The organism is Ruegeria sp. B1, from assembly GCF_056535885.1.
The window spans coordinates 243368-268611 of record NZ_JBQFJA010000002.1 but is presented as its reverse complement, the minus strand read 5'-3'; the positions used below and the strand labels follow the sequence as shown (position 1 = coordinate 268611).

Sequence of the window (25244 nt, the reverse complement as noted above, 5' to 3'; positions counted from 1 at the left end):
ACCATGACATATCCGAGCACCAAAATGCCCGCACATAAGCGGTTCAATAACCTTTGCGAAGGCGACACTTTGGATCGGTTCGAATGGTTTGAGCTGGTTGCCTGCCGAACCGACCAAAACGAGGGCCGCGTAATCCAGTGCGAAGCCGGAAAAGTGGAATTTTGGAGCATCTACGGCCGCTCCAACGAAGGCACGGAAGAACAGCCGGACTACCTCGCTACCGCCATACACGATGCATGGACCCCATTGGATGCCGTTCGGAGTGCCCGTCAGATCGCGATCGAGACCGGGAATGGATTCATTGCAGGTGATACCGCCCTTGGGCATTTTCCAACGTGCATCGGTATTGGGCCTTGGCCGGTCACCCAGTTCCGCCACATTGCAGACGAATTAAAAAACGCAATCTGGGAAGATCTGGAGAGTACAATTGCGCCTGAAGATCGGCACAAAGATGACGACGATACGCATCCGCTCGCTGCTTTGCGGGCCGCATTTTTTGAATTCTCGGACTGTCCGGGCCGCAATCAACGTGATCCTTATGCGCCGATCGAGGGTCACACTATTGAGCAAGTGCAGCCAGACCGAGGCGGTGAGTCACCGCAACGCGCCACGATGACATTGACGTTCTACAAACTCACAACCGATTGCGTAGCGGGCATCAACTCCACTATTTTCACCGAAAAACAGGCGCGCGATGATGCATTGCTGGAATGGGTGGGATCAACCCGCGAGGACTGGCTGGCCAGTAAGCTGGCACATGATCTCCATGCATTCGTCAAATCAAAGATGGATGTCATGGATAGGTTCAAGACGGACCAGGCCACGATCGACATCACGGGGCTGATCACTGTCAACCGGGCATGGGTTTATTGCAAGGACGAACCTGGTTCTTTCGGCAATCTCTATGACCCCTATACGGTCATGGGCATTCTGGAGGAGCGACCGGATTCCATGCACCCCGGCGATCTCTCATTCGGGTTTGATCCCGACAATCCTCATGACCGCGCGGCCGTTCTTGCATGGTGTGAGCAGAACGGTCCCGATTTTGAAGACCAAATCTCTGAACTGGTCTGCCAAAGCCTTCCCACACGCACTGCTGCTTATACAGCTTTGGCGGAAAAAGCCCGGGCTAAAGCTGCAGAAGAAAGGCAGGCCCGGATCCGCAAGGTTGAAATGCGCTGTACCAGCTGTGGCAGTACCGACATTGGGAGCGACGCTTCAGCCCGATGGAGCCCCAAGCAACAGGCATGGGTTCTGGTGGACACCTATGACGACAAGTGGTGCAACAGTGATACCTGTGATGGTGCAGAGGTCTCGGTGGCGCCATTCGACATCGAGACGCTGTGATCCCAGACACCTGCGCAGCTGAGGGCGCGGGAAAAAGGAAAGGAGGCTTCTTTCTCGTGTGTTCCCATCCAGGGTTCGCAATCACATAGGGAAAGAAAATGGCTAACGATAAAACCGTTCACAGCAAAAACCTCGAAGGCAATCTCTGGCGCGACCTGCAGGTCTACTACGACAAGGGTGGCGTAAATTGCTGGACTTACGACCAAAAGCCCAAGGGCATTTATTTCGCCAGCCATATCTACCGATTGAACCAAACAGAGGCAGGAGCCATCCGCAGCTGGTCGACTGACCAGAAAGGGGATGGGTATTTGCTGATCGTGCCCCTTGAGCACTACAGCCGTAAGCAATTGCGCCTGGTCCGCGATCGGGTCGAGGCGAATCCAGAGCGGATCCACACAATGCTTGATCAGGGGAAGGTGACCGAGCTGAAGCAACTGCTGGCAGGCGAAACGCTGACCACCCCAAGCACTGTGGTGGCTGCGTAATGAGCAGCAAGCGATTTTCGGTCACGGCCCATTACATGACGACCTCGGGCAACCACCATAGTTGCCGCATCGAAGTCGAAGCCGACGACATTACCACCGCGCATGACATAGGGATCCAGAAGATCAAAACCGACAAGCGACGCCGCTATGCGGGCAAGATGGATTCCGATTGTGTCGAGCTGCAGGAGTGACCTCTTCCGATGCCGCTGCGAGCAGCCCGTAAAGGAAAAAGAGTGCTTTGTGAATTTGTGTCCCAACAGGGGGCAAGAAAGCAATCCCGGCCGATCGGCCAAACACCCAATCCCATCACAGGAGAAATGAAAATGATTGATGGCAAACTGACCCGTATGGACGCAGACGACGCATTCGCAGGCGAGATCGCCTCGATGGCCTTCGACTTCCCATTCACCATGGTTCCCAACACGCACAAGCGCAAGGACAGCCATCCCGATTACGTGATCGAGGCCCTCACCCCTAAGAACCGCGCCATTCGCATTGGCTCGGCTTGGGCGGCCCAGAGCCGAGCGGGCAACGACTACTTTTCGCTGGCACTGAACCTGCAACAGGGCGTGGTGCGAGCGAACGCGGTCAAAGATGAGGAAACCGGCGAAGGCGAATACCGGATCATCCCGCTGATGCCCGTTGCCGCGTGATATCGATCCTCGATCGAGGGCTGCAGGTATTGCGCCTGCAGCTCTCCTAAACTCTTCAACAAGAGGCATTACCAATGTCGATCCCCCGGAGATAAGTTTATGAGCCTTGACTTTACACAAGATGATCTGAACATCCGAGTTGCGGTTAGCACCGGCTTCATTGTGACGCTGGGCGTCTATGGTGGCCCAATTACCAAGCGAGTCGTTGCTCAGGCTGTGAAAGACCATGTGGAACGGCTTTCTGTGACGGAGATAGCAGAACTTATTGACCGCACCGAGTTAGACGGCATGTCACTGGATGACGGCACAGACTTACTTGAACTGTAATTCCAACTAAAACCGCCACGTGATCATCCAGGCAGCTTGTGGCAGATGTCGACATTGTTGGTGTCTGTCCTCTTTCCGGATCCGAAGGCCGGTCTGAGTGTCCTGTTGATCCACGGCACCCCCGGCGCCGCGGCCAACAGGACCGGCGCTGCCGCGCGGGCGGCCGTAAAAACGGCCAGCGCTGGTGACCCATCAAGCATCCTAAAATCGAATTGGCTTTCCTATTTGAGCTTCAGGACAAAATTGACTCGCCTGTTAACCCCGGCCCCGCGTGCGCAGGGCCCGGGGGGCGAGACGCAGGCGCTTAACCGGACCAGGGCTATCCAATCGTACACTCTGCGCAATTGGCAGTTGTTACGCTTTCACTTTCCGCGGGGGTGTGCTGCCGTTCTGGCAGAGGTCAGCCGCCGCGCCAAGGATCACAAAACTTTTGCAGGGGCCCAGGATCACAGGTTAGGTCTTCAATGGCCCGGCCATCCGCTCCGGCCACCGGCGTTCTCGCACATCAAGGGCAAACACGCCGCGCAAGCGCGGCCCTTGACCTGCGAGGCCCTGCAGGCAGGGCATCACGCCGCCAACCTGCACAGATGCCCTCTTTCCGTACCTCACACCCACCGAAGGTGCACGTGGCACGCCTGCAAAACTTTTGCGCCCAGCAAGCTGGCGGCTGCGCCGTCCTTGTCACGGCGTCTGCCCTCAGCCCGCCCGTCAGCACACCCCCGCAACGGCGCGGGCGGAGAGCTTAGGAGAAAACGCACATGTTGGATAAAAGCGCCACCGTCTACGACCAGATCGAACTGTTCGGCCTGACCGAAACCGACGATGATCTGCCAATTCCCAATGATGATGAATTGCGCATCGATCTGATGCAACGCACCTTTGACACTCTGTTCGAAGGTATGACAGGCACCGGCCTGCACCGCGAAATCGAACCCATCGCGCATGGGCTGGCGTCGCTGATCTTTCGCCGCCGCAACGCGATTCAAAAGCAACTCAGCGACACAAGCGACGCTCTGCAAGGTCTTATTCGCGCTGCCGATGGGTCCGAAGTGCTGGAAACCCAACTGGACGAATTGCAGCGCAAGGTAGACCGCTTTTCCGATCTGCTGGACGCGCTCGACATCATGGCCGAAACCGCCGCCCAGTGTTACGAGCAACAAACCGGCGCGGCCTTCCTTCCCGCTGCCAATGGTCGAACCTCGCGCTTGGCACACCTGACAGGGACGGTTTTTGAAGCCCGTAAATGGCTAGAGGCCCACGAGCGCGAACAGGCGGAAAAATTCAAAATCGAGGGAACACCCCTCGCGATCGCTGGGGACCGCGATTGGATGGATCACGAATATGTTTGGTCCACACTGGACAAAATCCGTGACCGTTTCAAGGAGTCCTTCGCGTCGGAACTCATCCTGTACCACAAGGCGGACAAAATAGGCGTGGACGCCATCGCCGCCGCTTGGGCACGAAGCCGCAAGGTGCCTCAAGTGACATTCCAACCCAATTGGGGCGCGTTCGGCAAAAGTGCAGGCTTTAAAGCTATCGACCAAATGCTCGACACCCCCAAGCCCCTCGGCGGCGTCGTCATCTTTGGCAAAACCGGCATCGCTCTGAACTTGGCCGACAAGGCAGAACGCAAAGGCATCAAGGCAATGCGCGTTGATCCGCCCGCAAAACTGAAATCGTGAGCCCTCACCGGGCGGGGCAATGGCCCCGCCCGGACTAAAGCAAAATCTGGTAATCCATCCCAAAACACCCTATCTTTGATTGAGAGAACAAACCAATGAGCGACCTAGACATGACAGCAGCAGAACAGGCACTTGCAGACGATAAAATGCGCGCTGAAATCGCCAAGTTGATTGCCGAATCTGCGAAGATCAATGCCGAAGCGCGTTGGTATCCTATTGCTGTGGGAACTGGCTTTGCAGGCGTGTTGCTGACGGCTGGCGTCGCAATGGCAAAACTGTTTTTCGGCGCATAACTCCAAACTCCCCAGTGACTGGCCCTGCACTACGCAGGTTTTTTTTTGACACAACGGGAGCCCGGCGGCGGGAAAGGTAGTCCTGTAGCAGAGCGGGGCAGAGCGCCCCGCACCGCCAACAGGACGGGTCGCTTCGCTCTGAGCGCCCGCAAAGCGCCCGCGCCCGCGAGTTACCCACAGACAAGTCGCTCTCTGCCTGATGAGTTCGCTTTGTTGTCTGCTGCGGTCGTCGAGATTACACCGCTTCCGGCAAAATTGCCGAAAGCGCCTTCTCCCAGGGTCGAAATCTCAACAACTGGATAACTCGCGGCCGGCGCAAGCCAAACCGCTTTCACCTACATTTCAAACCTATTCCAGATCCCGGCCGGGTAGGGGTGTCCTGCGCCAACCCGGCCCTTTCAGGTCCGCATTGCCGCAGGACTGGCGCTGCCGCGCGGGCCGCGGTTCCCTGGGGAACCGCGCATCCTTCGTGTCGGTGGTGGGAAACTTTCTCCAATATTGCGCCAATTTGAATCCATCAGCGGGTTGAAATTCGACAGGAATTTTTTGACGGGTGGTGGCGTTTTCTTGTCCTATGAGGTTGGGAATAATATGCGCAAATCCCGCCGCCACAGGCAGCGGGACCGGTCGCTACTCGGATGCCGGCTGCACCGGCATCCGACCCGAACCAACCAGATGCGATCTCCCTGCGGCCCGGGAGCGGTGAAATCTGTCTCATTCGAGCCAGCTTTAACCGCGGCCGCAAGTCGCCTGCATCAGGTTGTTTCGTCCCATAAAGGGTAACGCGATTCCCTCGTTTCACTCGGCCTTGTGCAATTGTCTTTGGAGATCCGCGCGCCAGGCGCGGCTCACATGACCCAGTAGACGGGGCAAGGGCTCGACGCGCATACGCGCGCTCACTCCAGCCCCGACATTATCATGATTAGCGATAGCAGACCGCTGGGGCGGTCTGCTGCGCTTGTTTTCCCCGGCGTCAGGGGGCCGAAAATCTCTCGTATCTGATGCGCTCGTGCTGGAAGGCGCAAAAAGAGGCCCGCGCCCTGGCGCGGATCACATCTTCTTTTTTGTGCGCCTCAAGCAGAATTTCCGAAAATCCCGGTTCCTCCCGCGCGCAAGCGCGCGGGTCCCTCCCAAATTTGCCCGATTTCAGCCTGACCACCCCGCCCGGATCAGCTCCGGATTTTTCCATCGGCCCCTCCTTGCGGGGAAAAACTCAGAAGGGGTGCGGGTGGCTGACGTTGGTCCAGCAGGGCGTTTCCTTGCCCTGCTGTGATCGTAACGAAGCAAAAGCGGATAGGTCGGGCGCGCGCTGAACCCGAGTAGACGAATGAAGGGCAAGGAGACAGGAAGATGACGAGGATTTTTTGCGACAATCCGGGAGCGTGCATTGAACCGGATGGGTATGAACTGGACAACGATAGCTGGGAAACCGATTGCCCGGATTGCGGTAAAACAGCTCGCCATCATCATTGGGAAGAGGTCGAAGGCGGAAGCATCAATCAGTATTTCACAATCCGGTGTGAACATTGCGGTCACATCAGCGGCAATGGCCTTGATGCCGATGAGATCGAGTTTGCCCGGTGCCCCTTCGATGTGATCACCGGGGAATTTGAAATGCGTATGGTATGTCTCATGGATGATGTGTTCCGCCGCCTTGATGCCGTTCCCACACGGGTCTGCGGTCGCTGAGAACAGCCATCGCATCCAAAGGAAAAGCAGGCTGAAGGTCAGGGTGTCACTACGGAGATGGAAACATGCCAAACACACCACCCCGGAATCGAAACCAACCGCAAACTGCAGGCCAAGTTAATCGCCGCCCAGAATGACCAGTTTCGCCGTGCCCTCATCAATCGCGGTATTCGACGCAAGTGCTATGACGAAGGCATCACCGGCAATCTTGTCTTGTCGCAAAACGTTGAGGCGCGGAGCGCGGAGTTTGTGCGTGCCGCGATAGAGGCCGTGTCCACGTTTTCGACCTTCGACAAAATCAAGGATCCCTACCGCGATCATAGCCATGGAGTGATCAAAATCGAAGGGTGCACACTGTTCTGGAAGATTGATCTGCATGAGGAAATTACATTTTCAAGGCCTTTTCTTTCTTTGCATCGCTGGTTTGGCTCCTCGAATATGCTCACTCCAGTGGCATCGACTTGCATACGGTGGGCGTGTTGCCCGAACCAAATTTCCGTTCACGTTCCCGGAATGGAGCCGCCTTGGTTGGGACCAAACTTCTACAGGGTTTGTGAAGACCATCAATCTTCTCGGTCACTCAACCATCCGGCGTTGCGCGTTATTCTGAAGTTTTGGTATCCCGTTTTACACCTCCGCCTTCAGAACCGCGCCAGACGGGACAAGTCCCGTTTCCACGTATCGCCACAAAGCCACGATGAGCTTGCGGGCAAGAGCCACGATGGCAACTTTCTTTCTCATTCCCGGGCGCTCGGCGGTGTATTTCCGGAACCAGCGCGCAAGGGCACTTTGTGGTTGGTACCGCAGCCAGCACCACGCCAGTTCGATCCCGAGGGTTCGGGCCGGTCGGTTTCCGGCTTTGCTGATGCCCTGGCTTCGCTCCACGTCGCCGCTGGAATAGGGGCTGGGCGTCAGGCCGAGGTAAGACGACAGGTGTCGCCTGTTCTTGAACTCCCGGCCAAACACTTCGGCAGACAGAAGCATCGCGCTGTGCCGTCCAACGCCACGCAGCCCTTCGAGCAGCACGGCCTTTTCGTGTTCCGGGAACTGTTCAGATTCAGTCGCAAGGGCTTCGTCGCGTTCCTCTGCCAGAGCCTTGATCATGTGGTTCGCCAGCTCCAAGCGTTCGAAGGAACGGACGACCTCGCGCATCAGCTGAGGTGGGAAAGGACGGCCATCAGCAGTCTCGAGGCCTTCCAGTCTCTTGCGCCATGTCACCATCGCCGGATTGATGTGCCGAACGCCTTGAAGGGCGAGCAGGGCACGAATGCGATTGATGTGGCCAGTGCGTTCGCTCATCAACCTTTTGCGTTCTCTGTGGAAGCGCTTGGCATCTTCTTCGGCAACGGTTGGAACACGCACCGTGCGGAACGCCTTTCGATCACCGGAGGAATAGTTCTTCAGCAGAACGACCATGCCTTCGGCGTCGACGCGATCTGTTTTGACCCTGCGGGCTTTACGGTTCACGAGGAAGCTCGTGGGATCCACGACCAGCGTCTCGATCCCTTCGTTGGACAGAAGCCGCTGAAGCCAAAAACCATCGTACCCGGTCTCAAAGCAAACGACAGGTCGTTGATCCGCTCCGCAAAGCTCCGTCGCCTCCGCAACAGTCGTTCGAACCAGATCGATCAGTCCCGGCGTATCAAACCCGTCCAGGCGCACAGATTTGATCTTGGCCAAGTGCGGCGCATCAAGCGCCACAAGCCATTTCGATTTGCTCAGATCAATGGCGACAAAGCAGGTCGCAGCAATAGTAGGCGTCATCATCTTGGAAATCTCCACTCCTTAGATTTTGCGCCAAACCTATCCGGTCAGCGCGACCTCCTGCATGGAAACTTCTACGACCTCTATCTCGATCGCGGATCTGAATGTCCCTACGACCCCTCTGTCACTGAGCGCATTCTCACTGTTTTTGAACCCATCGAATACTGAAACCCGACCGGAGCGGAAGCCCCGTGAACCAACAGGGTACGACAGGAGACAACCAATGGCATTCCAAAACGACACCAACAAAGGCAGCGTTGAAAAGATGGTGGTCAGGCTGCGGCGCATCGCGAAATCCGCCGCCTCTAACAGCGCCGATACTGATGCAATGGCAGACATGTTGCGCCCCCTTACCGACGAACTGGCCAAGATGGGCGTTCTGACAGGCGCGGATCAGATGACAGAACCGCAGCCGCCCGAGGTCGCTGCCCTGACAGCTGGTCAACGCGCTGCACTTGTCCTCGCCGATCAGGCATCGCTGAGAGAACTGATGGCTTCGCTCATCGGGCGTCTTGATGCACATGCCGACGCGTTAAAGGAAGCGCCCTGACCGCCCCGGCACTCACCGCAGTCTTACCACCATTCCATACGATTGAAGTGGAGGCACTTATGCAAGTCACCATATTGGATCGCGCCCTGCAGCGCCGCCTTTGGGGCAACGGCTATCAAAGTATCACGCAGATTATCAAAACCGTTGAGATCACCAATACCTGTCCCTTCTGTGGCAAGCCTAGAGGGAAACCGGTGTTTCGACGCTACTGCGAGGATGGTGAGTGGTACGAAATCCAGACATGGGAGAACCCTTGTGGCCATGTCGATATGTACGACGCCGTGATCGAAGAAGCCCGCCAGCTCAAGCTTTCGCAAACCGCTACGAACGGAGGCGATCATGACTGACTTAGCGCCAGGCGACCGCAGCCGCGCCGATCCCATGGGGTGTGGCGTGGATCCGGTCGCGTACGAAAACGACACCCTGCGCGCTCCCACCGATGGCGGTGCTGCACATTGCAAGGGCTTCCTGCTCGAGGACAATCCTTTTCAGAGTGGTCGGGTTGACGACCGTTTGGCCGCAGACTGGGTTCGGGACTGGGAGGCTCGCCATCGGTTCGCGCTCGACAACGGGATGCATGCAGAAGTCGGGCGAGTGGCCTGTCTTCAGCATCTCCGCAATAGTCGCACCCGCTGGCAGGGAGGGATCGAGCCATGAGGTTCAAGATGTGGCCCCGTTTTGCCTTCGAAGACACACCCCGCAAGCGTGCCGCCTTGCGCCGCAAACAGCAGAAGGAACGCGAGGCTTTTCCATTGCTGGCCAATCAGATCGCAGAGCAGCAACCCAGTGAAGATGAGGTTATGTTCAAACGCGCAGTGGATTGGGAACGGCAAGAGAAACGCAGCCGGAAACAACGTGCCGATAAATGGCGTGAGGCAAGGTGTCTCATAGCCGCGTATTCTTCTAATGAAGCAGCCGCACTGCGCCATGCATGGAACTGTGCGCCATACCCCGCCGATCCGGTCTACCTGCTGGGTTTTCTTCATAGGTATTCCATTGGGCGCTTCACCCTTGATACCTTGCCCTTTGATCTCGTTCCGTCAGATCCGCATGGCCACCGTAAGCACCAATCCGAAATATCCGTTCTAAAAGGTCCGATGACATGACTGCAAAATCCACGGCACTTTCAAGGAAGGCCACGCGCATCTGGAAATCGGCCCAGCTCTATGTTGGGTTTCACCGCGACCAGAAGGGCAAGAAACGCGACTCCGCCAAGGTTTGGCCGCCGAAGAACGCAAATGTTACGATCCACCCAAACCCGGCCGAGCAAGAGGCTTTTGTTGTTCTGAAATCAAGCGGCAACAGTTTGTCGGGCGATGTTCAGGTCAAGTTCCGGTCTGACAAGATCATCGCGCGGCGGGACACCGATGACGGTTGGCTGGGTGTGCAGATCGAGCCGATGGCCGTTGTGGTACAGATCGCAGACGGGACGCGGATCAAGGTTTGGTATGATGGCTCTGTGACACGCGCGACGGCAGAGGATCGCACCACAATCGAACTTGATGGATCCGTATTCAAGCGTACCGAGTTCGCGCAGGCCTACATGTCTGGGGACGGTACAGAAATGGGTACCGAAACCGCCACGCACTATGCTTCGATCACAGATAGCGGAGTGCAATCCTCGCTCGACGATGACTGGCAGCCGGAGTGAAGGATTTTGGCGGAGTCAGTGTTGCAACCAAGTAGAAATGTCACCGGGTTTGCAAAGCAGAAGTGTCACCACAGAGCGCGACGGAAGCAAGGCTTAGCAGCCCGGCGACCTCAGATATCGCAGGGCTGAAAAGCCTTGCGGGGGTCAGCGGAAGGCTTTGGTCTTTCGGCTATGCCTCGACAAGTGACCAATGATTGGTTTGAGTGCACCGTGTGAATGATCTTTCCGCTACTCTGCTTCTTACCTATTCGGTAACAACGGTCCTGAAGCTGCTTTTGATATGGTTTTTGCTGAAAATGCTCGACCGTTTCACGAACGCGGGACTTGTTGTTTTGTTTGGTTTGTCGGTTTGTCTGTATCACGCGCAGGCAATTTATCGCGGCAAGTTACTATGTGACGATCCGCGTGGCTGGGTCGACTTTCCGGATCTTCCCGCGGCTGTGAACTGGGTTATCTCAGCACGCGATTGCCCCGCACCTATTGGTCAACCCTTTGATTGGGTATTTTTTAACATCACCGGTCCGATCTCGATTGCTGTGACTGTACTGCTGGTTCTACGACCTCTATCTCGATCGCGGATCTGAATGTCCCTACGACCCCTCTGTCACTGAGCGCATTCTCACTGTTTTTGAACCCATCGAATACTGAAACCCGACCGGAGCGGAAGCCCCGTGAACCAACAGGGTACGACAGGAGACAACCAATGGCATTCCAAAACGACACCAACAAAGGCAGCGTTGAAAAGATGGTGGTCAGGCTGCGGCGCATCGCGAAATCCGCCGCCTCTAACAGCGCCGATACTGATGCAATGGCAGACATGTTGCGCCCCTTACCGACGAACTGGCCAAGATGGGCGTTCTGACAGGCGCGGATCAGATGACAGAACCGCAGCCGCCCGAGGTCGCTGCCCTGACAGCTGGTCAACGCGCTGCACTTGTCCTCGCCGATCAGGCATCGCTGAGAGAACTGATGGCTTCGCTCATCGGGCGTCTTGATGCACATGCCGACGCGTTAAAGGAAGCGCCCTGACCGCCCCGGCACTCACCGCAGTCTTACCACCATTCCATACGATTGAAGTGGAGGCACTTATGCAAGTCACCATATTGGATCGCGCCCTGCAGCGCCGCCTTTGGGGCAACGGCTATCAAAGTATCACGCAGATTATCAAAACCGTTGAGATCACCAATACCTGTCCCTTCTGTGGCAAGCCTAGAGGGAAACCGGTGTTTCGACGCTACTGCGAGGATGGTGAGTGGTACGAAATCCAGACATGGGAGAACCCTTGTGGCCATGTCGATATGTACGACGCCGTGATCGAAGAAGCCCGCCAGCTCAAGCTTTCGCAAACCGCTACGAACGGAGGCGATCATGACTGACTTAGCGCCAGGCGACCGCAGCCGCGCCGATCCCATGGGGTGTGGCGTGGATCCGGTCGCGTACGAAAACGACACCCTGCGCGCTCCCACCGATGGCGGTGCTGCACATTGCAAGGGCTTCCTGCTCGAGGACAATCCTTTTCAGAGTGGTCGGGTTGACGACCGTTTGGCCGCAGACTGGGTTCGGGACTGGGAGGCTCGCCATCGGTTCGCGCTCGACAACGGGATGCATGCAGAAGTCGGGCGAGTGGCCTGTCTTCAGCATCTCCGCAATAGTCGCACCCGCTGGCAGGGAGGGATCGAGCCATGAGGTTCAAGATGTGGCCCCGTTTTGCCTTCGAAGACACACCCCGCAAGCGTGCCGCCTTGCGCCGCAAACAGCAGAAGGAACGCGAGGCTTTTCCATTGCTGGCCAATCAGATCGCAGAGCAGCAACCCAGTGAAGATGAGGTTATGTTCAAACGCGCAGTGGATTGGGAACGGCAAGAGAAACGCAGCCGGAAACAACGTGCCGATAAATGGCGTGAGGCAAGGTGTCTCATAGCCGCGTATTCTTCTAATGAAGCAGCCGCACTGCGCCATGCATGGAACTGTGCGCCATACCCCGCCGATCCGGTCTACCTGCTGGGTTTTCTTCATAGGTATTCCATTGGGCGCTTCACCCTTGATACCTTGCCCTTTGATCTCGTTCCGTCAGATCCGCATGGCCACCGTAAGCACCAATCCGAAATATCCGTTCTAAAAGGTCCGATGACATGACTGCAAAATCCACGGCACTTTCAAGGAAGGCCACGCGCATCTGGAAATCGGCCCAGCTCTATGTTGGGTTTCACCGCGACCAGAAGGGCAAGAAACGCGACTCCGCCAAGGTTTGGCCGCCGAAGAACGCAAATGTTACGATCCACCCAAACCCGGCCGAGCAAGAGGCTTTTGTTGTTCTGAAATCAAGCGGCAACAGTTTGTCGGGCGATGTTCAGGTCAAGTTCCGGTCTGACAAGATCATCGCGCGGCGGGACACCGATGACGGTTGGCTGGGTGTGCAGATCGAGCCGATGGCCGTTGTGGTACAGATCGCAGACGGGACGCGGATCAAGGTTTGGTATGATGGCTCTGTGACACGCGCGACGGCAGAGGATCGCACCACAATCGAACTTGATGGATCCGTATTCAAGCGTACCGAGTTCGCGCAGGCCTACATGTCTGGGGACGGTACAGAAATGGGTACCGAAACCGCCACGCACTATGCTTCGATCACAGATAGCGGAGTGCAATCCTCGCTCGACGATGACTGGCAGCCGGAGTGAAGGATTTTGGCGGAGTCAGTGTTGCAACCAAGTAGAAATGTCACCGGGTTTGCAAAGCAGAAGTGTCACCACAGAGCGCGACGGAAGCAAGGCTTAGCAGCCCGGCGACCTCAGATATCGCAGGGCTGAAAAGCCTTGCGGGGGTCAGCGGAAGGCTTTGGTCTTTCGGCTATGCCTCGACAAGTGACCAATGATTGGTTTGAGTGCACCGTGTGAATGATCTTTCCGCTACTCTGCTTCTTACCTATTCGGTAACAACGGTCCTGAAGCTGCTTTTGATATGGTTTTTGCTGAAAATGCTCGACCGTTTCACGAACGCGGGACTTGTTGTTTTGTTTGGTTTGTCGGTTTGTCTGTATCACGCGCAGGCAATTTATCGCGGCAAGTTACTATGTGACGATCCGCGTGGCTGGGTCGACTTTCCGGATCTTCCCGCGGCTGTGAACTGGGTTATCTCAGCACGCGATTGCCCCGCACCTATTGGTCAACCCTTTGATTGGGTATTTTTAACATCACCGGTCCGATCTCGATTGCTGTGACTGTACTGCTGGTTCTACGACCTCTATCTCGATCGCGGATCTGAATGTCCCTACGACCCCTCTGTCACTGAGCGCATTCTCACTGTTTTTGAACCCATCGAATACTGAAACCCGACCGGAGCGGAAGCCCCGTGAACCAACAGGGTACGACAGGAGACAACCAATGGCATTCCAAAACGACACCAACAAAGGCAGCGTTGAAAAGATGGTGGTCAGGCTGCGGCGCATCGCGAAATCCGCCGCCTCTAACAGCGCCGATACTGATGCAATGGCAGACATGTTGCGCCCCCTTACCGACGAACTGGCCAAGATGGGCGTTCTGACAGGCGCGGATCAGATGACAGAACCGCAGCCGCCCGAGGTCGCTGCCCTGACAGCTGGTCAACGCGCTGCACTTGTCCTCGCCGATCAGGCATCGCTGAGAGAACTGATGGCTTCGCTCATCGGGCGTCTTGATGCACATGCCGACGCGTTAAAGGAAGCGCCCTGACCGCCCCGGCACTCACCGCAGTCTTACCACCATTCCATACGATTGAAGTGGAGGCACTTATGCAAGTCACCATATTGGATCGCGCCCTGCAGCGCCGCCTTTGGGGCAACGGCTATCAAAGTATCACGCAGATTATCAAAACCGTTGAGATCACCAATACCTGTCCCTTCTGTGGCAAGCCTAGAGGGAAACCGGTGTTTCGACGCTACTGCGAGGATGGTGAGTGGTACGAAATCCAGACATGGGAGAACCCTTGTGGCCATGTCGATATGTACGACGCCGTGATCGAAGAAGCCCGCCAGCTCAAGCTTTCGCAAACCGCTACGAACGGAGGCGATCATGACTGACTTAGCGCCAGGCGACCGCAGCCGCGCCGATCCCATGGGGTGTGGCGTGGATCCGGTCGCGTACGAAAACGACACCCTGCGCGCTCCCACCGATGGCGGTGCTGCACATTGCAAGGGCTTCCTGCTCGAGGACAATCCTTTTCAGAGTGGTCGGGTTGACGACCGTTTGGCCGCAGACTGGGTTCGGGACTGGGAGGCTCGCCATCGGTTCGCGCTCGACAACGGGATGCATGCAGAAGTCGGGCGAGTGGCCTGTCTTCAGCATCTCCGCAATAGTCGCACCCGCTGGCAGGGAGGGATCGAGCCATGAGGTTCAAGATGTGGCCCCGTTTTGCCTTCGAAGACACACCCCGCAAGCGTGCCGCCTTGCGCCGCAAACAGCAGAAGGAACGCGAGGCTTTTCCATTGCTGGCCAATCAGATCGCAGAGCAGCAACCCAGTGAAGATGAGGTTATGTTCAAACGCGCAGTGGATTGGGAACGGCAAGAGAAACGCAGCCGGAAACAACGTGCCGATAAATGGCGTGAGGCAAGGTGTCTCATAGCCGCGTATTCTTCTAATGAAGCAGCCGCACTGCGCCATGCATGGAACTGTGCGCCATACCCCGCCGATCCGGTCTACCTGCTGGGTTTTCTTCATAGGTATTCCATTGGGCGCTTCACCCTTGATACCTTGCCCTTTGATCTCGTTCCGTCAGATCCGCATGGCCACCGTAAGCACCAATCCGAAATATCCGTTCTAAAAGGTCCGATGACATGACTGCAAAATCCACGGCACTTTCAAGGAAGGCCACGCGCATCTGGAAATCGGCCCAGCTCTATGTTGGGTTTCACCGCGACCAGAAGGGCAAGAAACGCGACTCCGCCAAGGTTTGGCCGCCGAAGAACGCAAATGTTACGATCCACCCAAACCCGGCCGAGCAAGAGGCTTTTGTTGTTCTGAAATCAAGCGGCAACAGTTTGTCGGGCGATGTTCAGGTCAAGTTCCGGTCTGACAAGATCATCGCGCGGCGGGACACCGATGACGGTTGGCTGGGTGTGCAGATCGAGCCGATGGCCGTTGTGGTACAGATCGCAGACGGGACGCGGATCAAGGTTTGGTATGATGGCTCTGTGACACGCGCGACGGCAGAGGATCGCACCACAATCGAACTTGATGGATCCGTATTCAAGCGTACCGAGTTCGCGCAGGCCTACATGTCTGGGGACGGTACAGAAATGGGTACCGAAACCGCCACGCACTATGCTTCGATCACAGATAGCGGAGTGCAATCCTCGCTCGACGATGACTGGCAGCCGGAGTGAAGGATTTTGGCGGAGTCAGTGTTGCAACCAAGTAGAAATGTCACCGGGTTTGCAAAGCAGAAGTGTCACCACAGAGCGCGACGGAAGCAAGGCTTAGCAGCCCGGCGACCTCAGATATCGCAGGGCTGAAAAGCCTTGCGGGGGTCAGCGGAAGGCTTTGGTCTTTCGGCTATGCCTCGACAAGTGACCAATGATTGGTTTGAGTGCACCGTGTGAATGATCTTTCCGCTACTCTGCTTCTTACCTATTCGGTAACAACGGTCCTGAAGCTGCTTTTGATATGGTTTTTGCTGAAAATGCTCGACCGTTTCACGAACGCGGGACTTGTTGTTTTGTTTGGTTTGTCGGTTTGTCTGTATCACGCGCAGGCAATTTATCGCGGCAAGTTACTATGTGACGATCCGCGTGGCTGGGTCGACTTTCCGGATCTTCCCGCGGCTGTGAACTGGGTTATCTCAGCACGCGATTGCCCCGCACCTATTGGTCAACCCTTTGATTGGGTATTTTTAACATCACCGGTCCGATCTCGATTGCTGTGACTGTACTGCTGGTTCTACGACCTCTATCTCGATCGCGGATCTGAATGTCCCTACGACCCCTCTGTCACTGAGCGCATTCTCACTGTTTTTGAACCCATCGAATACTGAAACCCGACCGGAGCGGAAGCCCCGTGAACCAACAGGGTACGACAGGAGACAACCAATGGCATTCCAAAACGACACCAACAAAGGCAGCGTTGAAAAGATGGTGGTCAGGCTGCGGCGCATCGCGAAATCCGCCGCCTCTAACAGCGCCGATACTGATGCAATGGCAGACATGTTGCGCCCCCTTACCGACGAACTGGCCAAGATGGGCGTTCTGACAGGCGCGGATCAGATGACAGAACCGCAGCCGCCCGAGGTCGCTGCCCTGACAGCTGGTCAACGCGCTGCACTTGTCCTCGCCGATCAGGCATCGCTGAGAGAACTGATGGCTTCGCTCATCGGGCGTCTTGATGCACATGCCGACGCGTTAAAGGAAGCGCCCTGACCGCCCCGGCACTCACCGCAGTCTTACCACCATTCCATACGATTGAAGTGGAGGCACTTATGCAAGTCACCATATTGGATCGCGCCCTGCAGCGCCGCCTTTGGGGCAACGGCTATCAAAGTATCACGCAGATTATCAAAACCGTTGAGATCACCAATACCTGTCCCTTCTGTGGCAAGCCTAGAGGGAAACCGGTGTTTCGACGCTACTGCGAGGATGGTGAGTGGTACGAAATCCAGACATGGGAGAACCCTTGTGGCCATGTCGATATGTACGACGCCGTGATCGAAGAAGCCCGCCAGCTCAAGCTTTCGCAAACCGCTACGAACGGAGGCGATCATGACTGACTTAGCGCCAGGCGACCGCAGCCGCGCCGATCCCATGGGGTGTGGCGTGGATCCGGTCGCGTACGAAAACGACACCCTGCGCGCTCCCACCGATGGCGGTGCTGCACATTGCAAGGGCTTCCTGCTCGAGGACAATCCTTTTCAGAGTGGTCGGGTTGACGACCGTTTGGCCGCAGACTGGGTTCGGGACTGGGAGGCTCGCCATCGGTTCGCGCTCGACAACGGGATGCATGCAGAAGTCGGGCGAGTGGCCTGTCTTCAGCATCTCCGCAATAGTCGCACCCGCTGGCAGGGAGGGATCGAGCCATGAGGTTCAAGATGTGGCCCCGTTTTGCCTTCGAAGACACACCCCGCAAGCGTGCCGCCTTGCGCCGCAAACAGCAGAAGGAACGCGAGGCTTTTCCATTGCTGGCCAATCAGATCGCAGAGCAGCAACCCAGTGAAGATGAGGTTATGTTCAAACGCGCAGTGGATTGGGAACGGCAAGAGAAACGCAGCCGGAAACAACGTGCCGATAAATGGCGTGAGGCAAGGTGTCTCATAGCCGCGTATTCTTCTAATGAAGCAGCCGCACTGCGCCATGCATGGAACTGTGCGCCATACCCCGCCGATCCGGTCTACCTGCTGGGTTTTCTTCATAGGTATTCCATTGGGCGCTTCACCCTTGATACCTTGCCCTTTGATCTCGTTCCGTCAGATCCGCATGGCCACCGTAAGCACCAATCCGAAATATCCGTTCTAAAAGGTCCGATGACATGACTGCAAAATCCACGGCACTTTCAAGGAAGGCCACGCGCATCTGGAAATCGGCCCAGCTCTATGTTGGGTTTCACCGCGACCAGAAGGGCAAGAAACGCGACTCCGCCAAGGTTTGGCCGCCGAAGAACGCAAATGTTACGATCCACCCAAACCCGGCCGAGCAAGAGGCTTTTGTTGTTCTGAAATCAAGCGGCAACAGTTTGTCGGGCGATGTTCAGGTCAAGTTCCGGTCTGACAAGATCATCGCGCGGCGGGACACCGATGACGGTTGGCTGGGTGTGCAGATCGAGCCGATGGCCGTTGTGGTACAGATCGCAGACGGGACGCGGATCAAGGTTTGGTATGATGGCTCTGTGACACGCGCGACGGCAGAGGATCGCACCACAATCGAACTTGATGGATCCGTATTCAAGCGTACCGAGTTCGCGCAGGCCTACATGTCTGGGGACGGTACAGAAATGGGTACCGAAACCGCCACGCACTATGCTTCGATCACAGATAGCGGAGTGCAATCCTCGCTCGACGATGACTGGCAGCCGGAGTGAAGGATTTTGGCGGAGTCAGTGTTGCAACCAAGTAGAAATGTCACCGGGTTTGCAAAGCAGAAGTGTCACCACAGAGCGCGACGGAAGCAAGGCTTAGCAGCCCGGCGACCTCAGATATCGCAGGGCTGAAAAGCCTTGCGGGGGTCAGCGGAAGGCTTTGGTCTTTCGGCTATGCCTCGACAAGTGACCAATGATTGGTTTGAGTGCACCGTGTGAATGATCTTTCCGCTACTCTGCTTCTTACCTATTCGGTAACAACGGTCCTGAAGCTGCTTTTGATATGGTTTTTGCTGAAAATGCTCGACCGTTTCACGAACGCGGGACTTGTTGTTTTGTTTGGTTTGTCGGTTTGTCTGTATCACGCGCAGGCAATTTATCGCGGCAAGTTACTATGTGACGATCCGCGTGGCTGGGTCGACTTTCCGGATCTTCCCGCGGCTGTGAACTGGGTTATCTCAGCACGCGATTGCCCCGCACCTATTGGTCAACCCTTTGATTGGGTATTTTTTAACATCACCGGTCCGATCTCGATTGCTGTGACTGTACTGCTGGTTGGCTTCATCCTGCTAAGTTCGAGGCGAAACACTGGTCGTTCTGAATGACACGGTATGGCCAAGCCTTGCGGATTGAATACTTCAGTTTTGTTGAGCCTCGGCAGCTCGTTCTGCGCGCCGCCTCTCATAATAGGCTTCCATCTTTGAGGGACGTCCTGGCGGGCGGCGTCCAGTCTTCTTGTATCCATTCTTTGCACTAACGGGTTTGACCTTTGGCGGTGGCGCGGCCTTATCTTGTTCTTTTTTGATGTGAGCTAGGACGGCACTCAGGTGCTTGTTCTCAGTGATTGCGGCATGTGTCACGCGCTGTTGGTGCGGGTCGAAGATGCTGCAGGGCAGGGCAACGCCTTTGGCACGCACCTGAATGCGCCCGTCTGGCATCTCGTAGACATCCACGTACTTGCCAACGAGACCGCGCGTCAGGTCGTTGACCTCTAGCCGGATGCGCTTGCGGTCGTACTTCAGTGTCAAGTCTTTGGTAACGTAGCGTTTGTCGCGCAGGCAGAAGACCTCCGCAAGGCGGTTCGGCTCAATGTTCAAAGCGCGGTGCAGATTGTCCGGTTTGGCTGGAGCCTTTGCAAACTTGGCATTGTAGCGTTCCACGAAGCCCGCAAGGAACGCGTTGCCGTCGTCCATATTGGAGATGCCTGCGATGCGCAGTTCCTTGACCAGCCGATCTTGCAATGTCCGGTTTGCACGCTCGACACGACCTTTGGCTTGGGAAGAATTGGCGCAGATGATCTCGATGTTCAGTTCAGGCAGAGCGCGACCGAATTGCGTCATGCCCGTCATGTGTTCATTGGGCTTTGGCACACGGAAAACGGTGTGCTTGTCGCTGTAGAAAGCTACCGGGCGACCGTGTTTGAGCAGATAGCTTTCCAGTGCTTCAAAATAAGTGAAGGTGCTCTCGGATGCGACGAACCGCAGTTCCATCAGTGTGCTGGTCGCGTCGTCGATGAAGACGAGCAGCGTGCAAGGATCACCCCGATCCTCGAACCATCGGTGATCTGAGCCGTCAATCTGAATCAACTCGCCGAAGCATTCTCGACGCAAGCGCGGTTGGTGGAATGTCCGGCGCTGCTTGCGCGAGAGCCAGATGCCGTCTTCCTGCATCCATTTGCGGACCGTCTCGCGGGAGACTTTAAAGCCATGATGTTCCGCCAGCATCTCTGCCACCAAGGTCGGGCCGAAATCCGAATACTGATCCTTGATCAGGGTCAACGCATAGTCACGCTTGGCATGATGGATGCGATTGTTGGGTGGCTTGCCACGCGCCTTATGTCGGATCGCCGATGCACCATCCTGACGATACCGCTTCAATAGCCGGAAAACCTGTCGCCGTGTCAGGTCCAGCATGTTCGCGGCATTATCAACGCTCAGCCGACCATCATCGACCTGTCCAAGAACCTCCACGCGGTTCAACTCGCGCTCACTCATCACCACCCATCCCATGTCCGCTCGCCCTCAATGATTTTTGAGGGCAGAGTGACATTCCTGAATTGCTCATGGGTGACATTTTAGCTTTGCGGCTTGTGAACTCATGTTGAAGTGCAGTTCTTGATATGTCCTTTTATTCCAAACGGTTCTGGATCTCCATCAGCTTGGCTTCGAAGACTTCTGCAGGCGTTTGGTAGCCGAGGCACTTGCGGGGGGTCGAATTGAGGCGCTGACAAATCGACCTCAAATATCGATTTGTCAGCGCCGTCGGTTCGGTTGAGCGAGGCAGATACTTCCGCAGCCTGTTGTTCGTGTTCTCGACCGTTCCTTTCTGATACGGCGCTTGTGGATCGCAGAACCAGGCATCCGCGCCGATCCCGGCCCTGAGGTGCCTCCAGGCCGAGAACTCGGTGCCACGGTCGAAGGTGATCGACTGACGTGCATCGGCGGGCAGGGGAGCCAGCCCCTGGATCAGCGCTTCCATGATCGGCTTGGACTGGCGATCCTCATTGCGCATCACGACAGCATAGCGACTGACGCGTTCGACCAGAGACGTCACATTGACTTTCCCATACTCCTTGCGAAACATCATCAGATCACATTCCCAGTGGCCGAACTCAGTGCGGTCCGCGATGCGCTCGGGCCTGTGAGACAGGCTCTGCGTGTCAAAGATGTGGGTCCGGTTGTACCTGCGATAGCCACGTGGCCGGCGGCGTTTGCGATGCTCAGGAGATGGCGGTAAAACTGTTCCTCGCGGCCATCCTTGGAATAGGCGAACCGATAGATCGTCTCGTGACTCACACGGATCGGATGGCGTTCAAGCCGCATCCGGCCTGCGATCTGTTCGGGCGACCATCCAGCCTTGAGTCGATCTTCGATGGCTTCCTTGAGGTCTGGATGCACGATCATCTTGCGATGGATCGCGCGGCGCGCCTCGTATTTGTCCTGAGCGACAACCGCGTGATATCCGTTGAGTTCTGGGATCTCAGTATCTGTGTATCGGTTCCGTTTGATGTCTCGGTAGATCGTAGAGGGGTTACGACCCAACCGATCGGCTATCTCAGCGACCGGCATTTTTGCTTCCAGCCACTTTGCGAGCTTACGTCGTTCGCCCAGTTTCAGGTGACAGTAGCGGCTTCCCATTCTTCATACTCCATGCAACTCTCTGTTTTAGTACAGAATTTGCACTTCGTTTGTGAATCCACCGCTACAAGTCAGTAAGCGGCGTAATGAAATTTATGTTAAATGTGTCAGCACTACTGACCTAGAAGCCATCCAACAGTTGGCAAAGATTGGCCGCAAGCGGCCAGCTGCGTGAGGCGCAGCTTTACGCGCCAGGGCGCGCAATCCCCGCTTGAGCGGGGTCCCCTGATGGGTTGTGCCCATCACAGTCGATGGCAGGCCCTGCCTGCCCGCAAGTTGAGATGTTCCTGCCTTCGGCGAACCCTTGTCGCGCCTGTGAATCTGCTGAGAAAAGCTGAAGCTTTTGGGGTTGGAGCGGGTCGTAAGAGGTGATCTAAAATCCTTTGCGATTTCATGCGAAAAAGTGACGTAAATTATTGTTTTATAACGTTATTCGTTTGCTTCGTGTGGCAGTTTTTGCTATGCTGAAGTCCAATGAACAAGGGTTAATCACAATGTCCAAGTTCCACAAATTTCCAGCGCCACGTCACCAGTTGCCGACCCGCCGTCTGGCCGAAAACCGGCAGTTCACAACACCGGAGGGTCACACGGTTCATCTGTCCGTGGGGTACGATCCTGAAGAACAGGATCGCCCGCGCGAAGTGTTCTATTCCGGTGGTTTCAAGTCCGGCTCGCAACTTGAGTTTCAGGTGCAGGACTCTTGCATTCTGTTCTCGCTGCTGCTGCAGTATGGGCTGCGGCCCGGCGAGATTTCCAAATCCCTGTCTCGGGTTGAACAGCCCGACGGGTCCTATGCCTACGCGAGCTTGATTGGAAGGATCGCTGAGGAACTGGCCACACAATGACCCATACGCAGGCACCCGAAAACCGGCGGGTTTGGACAGCCGCCAATTTCTATGTCGCATTCAAGTGCGACCAGATGGGCAAAACGCGCGCAACCCCATTCTACTGGCGACCTGAAACCAATGACGTGCAGCTGAGCCCCAAGCCCGATGAGAAAGAAACTTTCGTTCGGGTCAGAAGCACGAAGCAAGTAGACACCGAAGATGTACACATCGCGCTGCGTCCCAACTTCATAGGTTTGCTGCGCGAAGACTCGATTGGATGGCAGAACGTCATCGTCGAGGAGCGCTGCGTTCGGGTCACAACCAACAACGGTGTTTTTGTCACTATTTCCGAGGATGGCAGTTTTTGCTGCGACAGCGGTGACGATGTGACGACGGTCGAGCGTTCCGGGCGCGTGATCAAACAAACGCAGTATGTCGATGCGGTCATGCCACCAGGCGGTGGCGAGTGTGCCAGTCGCCCGTCACAGCAAGATCTTTTCGGAAGTTTCGAAGAGGGTTCCGAAATACAGCCGCCGCGAATGGCCCGCCGGGTCTGGGAGGCCGCCGAATTCTATATGGCCTTCAACAAGGACAAGTTCGGCAATGTCCGGAACCAGCCGTTTCACTGGAAACCAGAGCGTGCTGGTGTTCAGATCGACGAGAACCCGGACGAAAAAGAAGCGTTTATTCGTCTCAAGTGCACCAAGGGCGCGGACGCCGAGGATGTGCATATCGCTTTGCGTCCTGACTTCATCGGCCTTCTTCGGGAAAATGCGATCGGTTGGAAAACGATCCTTGTTCATGAGCGTGACGTCCGGGTCATGATGGCCGATGGAACGATGATCCGTATTGACCTGTTTGGCTCCGTGGTGCGCTGCTCCGAGAGTAGTGAAACTGAGGTCAGCCATTTGGCTGAGGTCCGCAAGTGGACCGACGATCAGCTGACCTACATGTCGCCGTGGGGAGATGATTTTGGAGTAATCAACACCGAGCGAGGCGGTCAATGAAAGGGCTTTTGGCGGCGGCGTCTCTGATGACAATGACCGAAGCTGACTGGATAGCTGAAGATGCACGTCTCTCTCTTGCTCAGGAAATTGAGCAAGAATCTGAGACGCTGGTGGTTCAAGGCGGCAATCATGACGCGCTTCCCGAGCGACGCTCAAGAAGCTACATTGAGGTCGCCGGTTGTGATCTTACAGCCTTGATTGAAGAAGATGGACCTGATGGCCAAAGGGTCCGCGGTTTGACGTTCGACCTGGCTCGAACGGTCTTGCCAGATTCCGAGGATCCAAACAGCACGAAATGGGGTGTTGTCGATCTGGGCGAAGGAGGAAGATTTGGCGAGATATTCTTCGAGTTCACGTCGCCTTACACGCCAACGCCGAAAGGATTTCACTATCCTGACGCGCCGCACAAGCCCACCTCTTGGCACTATTTCACCTTGAGAGAACTGGTCGACGGCGCGCAACCTTACCGTCTGCTCGTATTGCTCACGCGCTATCAGGATAGCTACTGCAGCTCCACGAGATAAGTTCAGTGTGACGCCGATGTCATTTCGAAGGGTGATAGCTGGCTGAAAGAACCGGAAAACAACGATTAATAGCATCCAAAAGACTTCCAATTATCTCAAATGTTTTGTAAGTTTTGAGTATTGGAGGTCATGACATGAAACAGTACCCATCAGCGGACATTACCCGAAAGTCCGGCGAAATTCTTGAAACCGCTTTGCGCGCGCCGGTTGCTATCACCAAGTACAGACGGACCAAATACGTGTTGATGAGTGCAGAGCATTATGAGGCACTTAGAAAGGGACAAGGCGCGCGGGAGGTTTTCGAGCTTTCGACCGTTCCAGACGATGTTCGAAGCGAAATGCTTGAAGGCATTGACAAGGAATTGAACCGTGACTGACCGGCCCAAGACAGGTGATGTCTTCCACTATCCCTATCTCTGGGCATGGCAGTCTGCCCTTGGCGAGACCGAGGGGCGCAAAGACCGGCCATGCTGCGTTGCCTTGGTTGTCCCCCTAAGATCCGGCCATCACCGTGTTTACATTCTTCCCATCACCACTAAAGAACCTGCCGGTGATGTTGTGGCCCTGCCTGTGCCGAGAACAGAGGTTCATCGGGCCGGTCTCGGTGGCGAGTATTCCCAATGGATCATTCTGTCAGAGTGGAACAGGGAGATCTACGAACAGTCGTACTATATCAGCGACAGGACCGGGAGCGGCAGCTTTAGCCGAGCGTTCACGGACCAACTGCTTGAAAAACTGAAAGAGCAGCTAACCGCAGGTGCCATCGAAACCGTTGGACGTGAGTAGTCACGCCGGATGCCTGACAATATCGCAGCGAACACCGAAGACGGGGTTGTTGCGCGATCGACGGGAAGTTGAGCGGTCCAGTGGGATCGGACTGCTTTCTCAATCAAATGAACCGGTGCATGTGTTGAGAGCAAAGAAGGGGGGCCGCGCCTTGGCCCCCTCCTTATTTTCATAGTCGCTTCGCTGCCTTGAAAATATAGTCAGGCCCCCCCTGCGCCGGGCGCGGCCCCCCATTCGCGCAAGCGCGAACTGATTGCATCAGACTGCTTGTTCGCGGCGGCGGTGATCTCCCACCCACTGGCCATCTTGTCGGCGACTTTTCGCGGGTGGGGTGTTGCGTGCCGAAAGACGCCACCGCGGCCGGACCCTTGATGAACCGTTGCAGGTCCGGCCAGTCACATCATTTGCACGTTGCGCCCTGCAGATCCCGTGACATTCGTGCCCGGCTGTTAACCTGGCCCGCGCCGGGCGCGGCCCAGGGCCGG

The 25244-nt window shown here is 56.2% G+C and carries 40 protein-coding genes and 2 pseudogenes; 39 read left to right on the top strand and 3 right to left on the bottom strand.

Annotated elements, in window-relative coordinates; all coding sequences use genetic code 11:
- The first annotated feature begins 3 nt into the window (after positions 1–3).
- From ACR3ES_RS23965 to ACR3ES_RS23925, 9 genes and pseudogenes are all read left to right on the top strand, one after another.
- Positions 4–1347: a hypothetical protein gene (locus ACR3ES_RS23965; protein ID WP_480425807.1), complete on the top strand. Its 1344-nt coding sequence runs from the start codon at positions 4–6 to the stop codon at positions 1345–1347.
- Positions 1348–1445: 98 nt separating this feature from the next.
- A complete protein-coding gene (locus ACR3ES_RS23960) occupies positions 1446–1832 on the top strand; it encodes a hypothetical protein (protein WP_480425806.1) in 387 nt (128 codons plus the stop codon).
- Entirely contained in the window at positions 1832–2023 is a 192-nt protein-coding gene (locus tag ACR3ES_RS23955) for a hypothetical protein (protein WP_480425804.1), read from the top strand. Before ACR3ES_RS23960 ends, ACR3ES_RS23955 begins: the two co-directional genes overlap by 1 nt.
- A gap of 132 nt (positions 2024–2155) precedes the next feature.
- Entirely contained in the window at positions 2156–2485 is a 330-nt protein-coding gene (locus ACR3ES_RS23950) for a DUF736 domain-containing protein (protein ID WP_480425802.1), read from the top strand.
- Positions 2486–2584: 99 nt separating this feature from the next.
- Positions 2585–2812 carry a hypothetical protein gene (locus tag ACR3ES_RS23945; protein ID WP_480425801.1) on the top strand — a complete coding sequence of 76 codons (228 nt, stop codon included), beginning with the start codon at positions 2585–2587 and terminating at the stop codon, positions 2810–2812.
- Between the two features lie 758 nt (positions 2813–3570).
- On the top strand, positions 3571–4494 hold the full coding sequence (locus tag ACR3ES_RS23940; RefSeq protein WP_480425800.1) for a DUF2493 domain-containing protein: 924 nt from the start codon (positions 3571–3573) through the stop codon (positions 4492–4494).
- Positions 4495–4589: 95 nt separating this feature from the next.
- Positions 4590–4787: a hypothetical protein gene (locus ACR3ES_RS23935; RefSeq protein WP_480425799.1), complete on the top strand. Its 198-nt coding sequence runs from the start codon at positions 4590–4592 to the stop codon at positions 4785–4787.
- Positions 4788–6137: 1350 nt separating this feature from the next.
- The gene (locus ACR3ES_RS23930) at positions 6138–6476 is read left to right on the top strand and encodes a hypothetical protein (protein ID WP_480425797.1); all 339 of its coding nucleotides are present in this window, start codon (positions 6138–6140) and stop codon (positions 6474–6476) included.
- Positions 6477–6533: 57 nt separating this feature from the next.
- Positions 6534–6800 (top strand): annotated as a pseudogene (locus ACR3ES_RS23925) (hypothetical protein); the annotation flags it as partial.
- Positions 6801–7103: 303 nt separating this feature from the next.
- Here the strand turns inward: ACR3ES_RS23925 and ACR3ES_RS23920 are convergent.
- On the bottom strand, positions 7104–8243 hold the full coding sequence (locus ACR3ES_RS23920; protein WP_480425094.1) for an IS110 family RNA-guided transposase: 1140 nt from the start codon (positions 8241–8243) through the stop codon (positions 7104–7106).
- A gap of 220 nt (positions 8244–8463) precedes the next feature.
- Here ACR3ES_RS23920 and ACR3ES_RS23915 point away from each other — a divergent pair, with 220 nt between their 5' ends.
- From ACR3ES_RS23915 to ACR3ES_RS23795, 25 genes are all read left to right on the top strand, one after another.
- Entirely contained in the window at positions 8464–8790 is a 327-nt protein-coding gene (locus ACR3ES_RS23915) for a hypothetical protein (RefSeq protein WP_480425795.1), read from the top strand.
- A gap of 59 nt (positions 8791–8849) precedes the next feature.
- On the top strand, positions 8850–9137 hold the full coding sequence (locus tag ACR3ES_RS23910) for a hypothetical protein (protein ID WP_480425616.1): 288 nt from the start codon (positions 8850–8852) through the stop codon (positions 9135–9137).
- Positions 9130–9447: a hypothetical protein gene (locus ACR3ES_RS23905; RefSeq protein ID WP_480425615.1), complete on the top strand. Its 318-nt coding sequence runs from the start codon at positions 9130–9132 to the stop codon at positions 9445–9447. Before ACR3ES_RS23910 ends, ACR3ES_RS23905 begins: the two co-directional genes overlap by 8 nt.
- An 8-nt stretch (positions 9448–9455) precedes the next feature.
- Positions 9456–9896, top strand: coding sequence for a hypothetical protein (locus ACR3ES_RS23900; protein ID WP_480425792.1), 441 nt, complete (start codon positions 9456–9458; stop codon positions 9894–9896).
- On the top strand, positions 9893–10441 hold the full coding sequence (locus ACR3ES_RS23895) for a hypothetical protein (RefSeq protein ID WP_480425621.1): 549 nt from the start codon (positions 9893–9895) through the stop codon (positions 10439–10441). Before ACR3ES_RS23900 ends, ACR3ES_RS23895 begins: the two co-directional genes overlap by 4 nt.
- A 212-nt stretch (positions 10442–10653) precedes the next feature.
- Positions 10654–11025 carry a hypothetical protein gene (locus ACR3ES_RS23890; RefSeq protein WP_480425620.1) on the top strand — a complete coding sequence of 124 codons (372 nt, stop codon included), beginning with the start codon at positions 10654–10656 and terminating at the stop codon, positions 11023–11025.
- A gap of 119 nt (positions 11026–11144) precedes the next feature.
- Entirely contained in the window at positions 11145–11303 is a 159-nt protein-coding gene (locus tag ACR3ES_RS23885; RefSeq protein WP_480425618.1) for a hypothetical protein, read from the top strand.
- The gene (locus ACR3ES_RS23880; protein ID WP_480425617.1) at positions 11291–11470 is read left to right on the top strand and encodes a hypothetical protein; all 180 of its coding nucleotides are present in this window, start codon (positions 11291–11293) and stop codon (positions 11468–11470) included. The genes ACR3ES_RS23885 and ACR3ES_RS23880 overlap by 13 nt, the downstream gene beginning before the upstream one ends.
- A 59-nt stretch (positions 11471–11529) precedes the next feature.
- A complete protein-coding gene (locus ACR3ES_RS23875; RefSeq protein WP_480425616.1) occupies positions 11530–11817 on the top strand; it encodes a hypothetical protein in 288 nt (95 codons plus the stop codon).
- A complete protein-coding gene (locus tag ACR3ES_RS23870; protein ID WP_480425615.1) occupies positions 11810–12127 on the top strand; it encodes a hypothetical protein in 318 nt (105 codons plus the stop codon). The genes ACR3ES_RS23875 and ACR3ES_RS23870 overlap by 8 nt, the downstream gene beginning before the upstream one ends.
- 8 nt (positions 12128–12135) lie before the next feature.
- On the top strand, positions 12136–12576 hold the full coding sequence (locus tag ACR3ES_RS23865) for a hypothetical protein (protein ID WP_480425792.1): 441 nt from the start codon (positions 12136–12138) through the stop codon (positions 12574–12576).
- Positions 12573–13121, top strand: a complete 549-nt coding sequence (locus tag ACR3ES_RS23860; RefSeq protein ID WP_480425621.1) for a hypothetical protein — start codon at positions 12573–12575, stop codon at positions 13119–13121. Before ACR3ES_RS23865 ends, ACR3ES_RS23860 begins: the two co-directional genes overlap by 4 nt.
- A gap of 212 nt (positions 13122–13333) precedes the next feature.
- Positions 13334–13660, top strand: a complete 327-nt coding sequence (locus ACR3ES_RS23855; RefSeq protein WP_480426258.1) for a hypothetical protein — start codon at positions 13334–13336, stop codon at positions 13658–13660.
- 163 nt (positions 13661–13823) lie between these two features.
- Complete coding sequence (locus ACR3ES_RS23850) at positions 13824–14150, top strand: hypothetical protein (RefSeq protein WP_480425795.1); 327 nt, start codon at positions 13824–13826, stop codon at positions 14148–14150.
- Between the two features lie 59 nt (positions 14151–14209).
- Positions 14210–14497 carry a hypothetical protein gene (locus tag ACR3ES_RS23845; protein WP_480425616.1) on the top strand — a complete coding sequence of 96 codons (288 nt, stop codon included), beginning with the start codon at positions 14210–14212 and terminating at the stop codon, positions 14495–14497.
- Positions 14490–14807, top strand: coding sequence for a hypothetical protein (locus ACR3ES_RS23840; protein WP_480425615.1), 318 nt, complete (start codon positions 14490–14492; stop codon positions 14805–14807). The genes ACR3ES_RS23845 and ACR3ES_RS23840 overlap by 8 nt, the downstream gene beginning before the upstream one ends.
- An 8-nt stretch (positions 14808–14815) precedes the next feature.
- Positions 14816–15256 carry a hypothetical protein gene (locus tag ACR3ES_RS23835; RefSeq protein ID WP_480425792.1) on the top strand — a complete coding sequence of 147 codons (441 nt, stop codon included), beginning with the start codon at positions 14816–14818 and terminating at the stop codon, positions 15254–15256.
- The gene (locus tag ACR3ES_RS23830; RefSeq protein ID WP_480425621.1) at positions 15253–15801 is read left to right on the top strand and encodes a hypothetical protein; all 549 of its coding nucleotides are present in this window, start codon (positions 15253–15255) and stop codon (positions 15799–15801) included. The genes ACR3ES_RS23835 and ACR3ES_RS23830 overlap by 4 nt, the downstream gene beginning before the upstream one ends.
- Before the next feature lie 212 nt (positions 15802–16013).
- Positions 16014–16340, top strand: coding sequence for a hypothetical protein (locus ACR3ES_RS23825; RefSeq protein WP_480426258.1), 327 nt, complete (start codon positions 16014–16016; stop codon positions 16338–16340).
- Positions 16341–16503: 163 nt separating this feature from the next.
- Positions 16504–16830 (top strand): hypothetical protein, encoded by a 327-nt coding sequence (locus ACR3ES_RS23820; RefSeq protein ID WP_480425795.1) that lies wholly within the window; start codon positions 16504–16506, stop codon positions 16828–16830.
- A 59-nt stretch (positions 16831–16889) separates the two neighbouring features.
- Positions 16890–17177, top strand: a complete 288-nt coding sequence (locus tag ACR3ES_RS23815; protein WP_480425616.1) for a hypothetical protein — start codon at positions 16890–16892, stop codon at positions 17175–17177.
- A complete protein-coding gene (locus ACR3ES_RS23810) occupies positions 17170–17487 on the top strand; it encodes a hypothetical protein (RefSeq protein ID WP_480425615.1) in 318 nt (105 codons plus the stop codon). The genes ACR3ES_RS23815 and ACR3ES_RS23810 overlap by 8 nt, the downstream gene beginning before the upstream one ends.
- A gap of 8 nt (positions 17488–17495) precedes the next feature.
- Positions 17496–17936 (top strand): hypothetical protein, encoded by a 441-nt coding sequence (locus ACR3ES_RS23805; protein WP_480425792.1) that lies wholly within the window; start codon positions 17496–17498, stop codon positions 17934–17936.
- Entirely contained in the window at positions 17933–18481 is a 549-nt protein-coding gene (locus ACR3ES_RS23800) for a hypothetical protein (RefSeq protein WP_480425621.1), read from the top strand. The genes ACR3ES_RS23805 and ACR3ES_RS23800 overlap by 4 nt, the downstream gene beginning before the upstream one ends.
- 212 nt (positions 18482–18693) lie before the next feature.
- Positions 18694–19083 (top strand): hypothetical protein, encoded by a 390-nt coding sequence (locus tag ACR3ES_RS23795; RefSeq protein WP_480425791.1) that lies wholly within the window; start codon positions 18694–18696, stop codon positions 19081–19083.
- Positions 19084–19116: 33 nt separating this feature from the next.
- Here ACR3ES_RS23795 and ACR3ES_RS23790 read toward each other — a convergent pair whose 3' ends face one another.
- Complete coding sequence (locus ACR3ES_RS23790) at positions 19117–20487, bottom strand: ISNCY family transposase (protein WP_480425790.1); 1371 nt, start codon at positions 20485–20487, stop codon at positions 19117–19119.
- 118 nt (positions 20488–20605) lie between these two features.
- Positions 20606–21615, bottom strand: a pseudogene (locus ACR3ES_RS23785) (IS30 family transposase).
- A gap of 494 nt (positions 21616–22109) precedes the next feature.
- On the opposite strand from ACR3ES_RS23785, the gene ACR3ES_RS23780 reads away from it, so the two are divergent.
- The 5 genes from ACR3ES_RS23780 (at position 22110) to ACR3ES_RS23760 (ending at position 24759) form a co-directional block, all read left to right on the top strand.
- Positions 22110–22460 carry a TSCPD domain-containing protein gene (locus ACR3ES_RS23780; RefSeq protein ID WP_480425789.1) on the top strand — a complete coding sequence of 117 codons (351 nt, stop codon included), beginning with the start codon at positions 22110–22112 and terminating at the stop codon, positions 22458–22460.
- Positions 22457–23449, top strand: coding sequence for a hypothetical protein (locus tag ACR3ES_RS23775; RefSeq protein ID WP_480425787.1), 993 nt, complete (start codon positions 22457–22459; stop codon positions 23447–23449). Before ACR3ES_RS23780 ends, ACR3ES_RS23775 begins: the two co-directional genes overlap by 4 nt.
- Before the next feature lie 26 nt (positions 23450–23475).
- Complete coding sequence (locus tag ACR3ES_RS23770) at positions 23476–23973, top strand: hypothetical protein (protein WP_480425932.1); 498 nt, start codon at positions 23476–23478, stop codon at positions 23971–23973.
- Between the two features lie 134 nt (positions 23974–24107).
- Positions 24108–24350 carry a type II toxin-antitoxin system Phd/YefM family antitoxin gene (locus tag ACR3ES_RS23765; RefSeq protein WP_480425785.1) on the top strand — a complete coding sequence of 81 codons (243 nt, stop codon included), beginning with the start codon at positions 24108–24110 and terminating at the stop codon, positions 24348–24350.
- A complete protein-coding gene (locus ACR3ES_RS23760; RefSeq protein ID WP_480425784.1) occupies positions 24343–24759 on the top strand; it encodes a hypothetical protein in 417 nt (138 codons plus the stop codon). Before ACR3ES_RS23765 ends, ACR3ES_RS23760 begins: the two co-directional genes overlap by 8 nt.
- Positions 24760–25244 lie beyond the last annotated feature (485 nt).

Excerpts from the sequence above, each read along its gene's own strand:
- ACR3ES_RS23845 (WP_480425616.1), top strand. The coding sequence starts at position 14,210 with ATGCAAGTCACCATATTGGATCGCGCCCTGCAGCGCCGCCTTTGGGGC.
- ACR3ES_RS23910 (WP_480425616.1), top strand. The coding sequence starts at position 8,850 with ATGCAAGTCACCATATTGGATCGCGCCCTGCAGCGCCGCCTTTGGGGC.
- ACR3ES_RS23775 (WP_480425787.1), top strand. The coding sequence starts at position 22,457 with ATGACCCATACGCAGGCACCCGAAAACCGGCGGGTTTGGACAGCCGCC.
- ACR3ES_RS23955 (WP_480425804.1), top strand. The coding sequence starts at position 1,832 with ATGAGCAGCAAGCGATTTTCGGTCACGGCCCATTACATGACGACCTCG.
- ACR3ES_RS23950 (WP_480425802.1), top strand. The coding sequence starts at position 2,156 with ATGATTGATGGCAAACTGACCCGTATGGACGCAGACGACGCATTCGCA.
- ACR3ES_RS23780 (WP_480425789.1), top strand. The coding sequence starts at position 22,110 with ATGTCCAAGTTCCACAAATTTCCAGCGCCACGTCACCAGTTGCCGACC.
- ACR3ES_RS23840 (WP_480425615.1), top strand. The coding sequence starts at position 14,490 with ATGACTGACTTAGCGCCAGGCGACCGCAGCCGCGCCGATCCCATGGGG.
- ACR3ES_RS23765 (WP_480425785.1), top strand. The coding sequence starts at position 24,108 with ATGAAACAGTACCCATCAGCGGACATTACCCGAAAGTCCGGCGAAATT.
- ACR3ES_RS23900 (WP_480425792.1), top strand. The coding sequence starts at position 9,456 with ATGTGGCCCCGTTTTGCCTTCGAAGACACACCCCGCAAGCGTGCCGCC.
- ACR3ES_RS23870 (WP_480425615.1), top strand. The coding sequence starts at position 11,810 with ATGACTGACTTAGCGCCAGGCGACCGCAGCCGCGCCGATCCCATGGGG.
- ACR3ES_RS23960 (WP_480425806.1), top strand. The coding sequence starts at position 1,446 with ATGGCTAACGATAAAACCGTTCACAGCAAAAACCTCGAAGGCAATCTC.
- ACR3ES_RS23830 (WP_480425621.1), top strand. The coding sequence starts at position 15,253 with ATGACTGCAAAATCCACGGCACTTTCAAGGAAGGCCACGCGCATCTGG.
- ACR3ES_RS23915 (WP_480425795.1), top strand. The coding sequence starts at position 8,464 with ATGGCATTCCAAAACGACACCAACAAAGGCAGCGTTGAAAAGATGGTG.
- ACR3ES_RS23835 (WP_480425792.1), top strand. The coding sequence starts at position 14,816 with ATGTGGCCCCGTTTTGCCTTCGAAGACACACCCCGCAAGCGTGCCGCC.
- ACR3ES_RS23800 (WP_480425621.1), top strand. The coding sequence starts at position 17,933 with ATGACTGCAAAATCCACGGCACTTTCAAGGAAGGCCACGCGCATCTGG.
- ACR3ES_RS23810 (WP_480425615.1), top strand. The coding sequence starts at position 17,170 with ATGACTGACTTAGCGCCAGGCGACCGCAGCCGCGCCGATCCCATGGGG.
- ACR3ES_RS23895 (WP_480425621.1), top strand. The coding sequence starts at position 9,893 with ATGACTGCAAAATCCACGGCACTTTCAAGGAAGGCCACGCGCATCTGG.
- ACR3ES_RS23920 (WP_480425094.1), bottom strand. The coding sequence starts at position 8,243 with ATGATGACGCCTACTATTGCTGCGACCTGCTTTGTCGCCATTGATCTG.
- ACR3ES_RS23805 (WP_480425792.1), top strand. The coding sequence starts at position 17,496 with ATGTGGCCCCGTTTTGCCTTCGAAGACACACCCCGCAAGCGTGCCGCC.
- ACR3ES_RS23880 (WP_480425617.1), top strand. The coding sequence starts at position 11,291 with ATGGGCGTTCTGACAGGCGCGGATCAGATGACAGAACCGCAGCCGCCC.
- ACR3ES_RS23940 (WP_480425800.1), top strand. The coding sequence starts at position 3,571 with ATGTTGGATAAAAGCGCCACCGTCTACGACCAGATCGAACTGTTCGGC.
- ACR3ES_RS23945 (WP_480425801.1), top strand. The coding sequence starts at position 2,585 with ATGAGCCTTGACTTTACACAAGATGATCTGAACATCCGAGTTGCGGTT.
- ACR3ES_RS23935 (WP_480425799.1), top strand. The coding sequence starts at position 4,590 with ATGAGCGACCTAGACATGACAGCAGCAGAACAGGCACTTGCAGACGAT.
- ACR3ES_RS23770 (WP_480425932.1), top strand. The coding sequence starts at position 23,476 with ATGACAATGACCGAAGCTGACTGGATAGCTGAAGATGCACGTCTCTCT.
- ACR3ES_RS23885 (WP_480425618.1), top strand. The coding sequence starts at position 11,145 with ATGGCATTCCAAAACGACACCAACAAAGGCAGCGTTGAAAAGATGGTG.
- ACR3ES_RS23930 (WP_480425797.1), top strand. The coding sequence starts at position 6,138 with ATGACGAGGATTTTTTGCGACAATCCGGGAGCGTGCATTGAACCGGAT.
- ACR3ES_RS23965 (WP_480425807.1), top strand. The coding sequence starts at position 4 with ATGACATATCCGAGCACCAAAATGCCCGCACATAAGCGGTTCAATAAC.
- ACR3ES_RS23875 (WP_480425616.1), top strand. The coding sequence starts at position 11,530 with ATGCAAGTCACCATATTGGATCGCGCCCTGCAGCGCCGCCTTTGGGGC.
- ACR3ES_RS23860 (WP_480425621.1), top strand. The coding sequence starts at position 12,573 with ATGACTGCAAAATCCACGGCACTTTCAAGGAAGGCCACGCGCATCTGG.
- ACR3ES_RS23850 (WP_480425795.1), top strand. The coding sequence starts at position 13,824 with ATGGCATTCCAAAACGACACCAACAAAGGCAGCGTTGAAAAGATGGTG.
- ACR3ES_RS23790 (WP_480425790.1), bottom strand. The coding sequence starts at position 20,487 with ATGGGATGGGTGGTGATGAGTGAGCGCGAGTTGAACCGCGTGGAGGTT.
- ACR3ES_RS23820 (WP_480425795.1), top strand. The coding sequence starts at position 16,504 with ATGGCATTCCAAAACGACACCAACAAAGGCAGCGTTGAAAAGATGGTG.
- ACR3ES_RS23815 (WP_480425616.1), top strand. The coding sequence starts at position 16,890 with ATGCAAGTCACCATATTGGATCGCGCCCTGCAGCGCCGCCTTTGGGGC.
- ACR3ES_RS23865 (WP_480425792.1), top strand. The coding sequence starts at position 12,136 with ATGTGGCCCCGTTTTGCCTTCGAAGACACACCCCGCAAGCGTGCCGCC.
- ACR3ES_RS23905 (WP_480425615.1), top strand. The coding sequence starts at position 9,130 with ATGACTGACTTAGCGCCAGGCGACCGCAGCCGCGCCGATCCCATGGGG.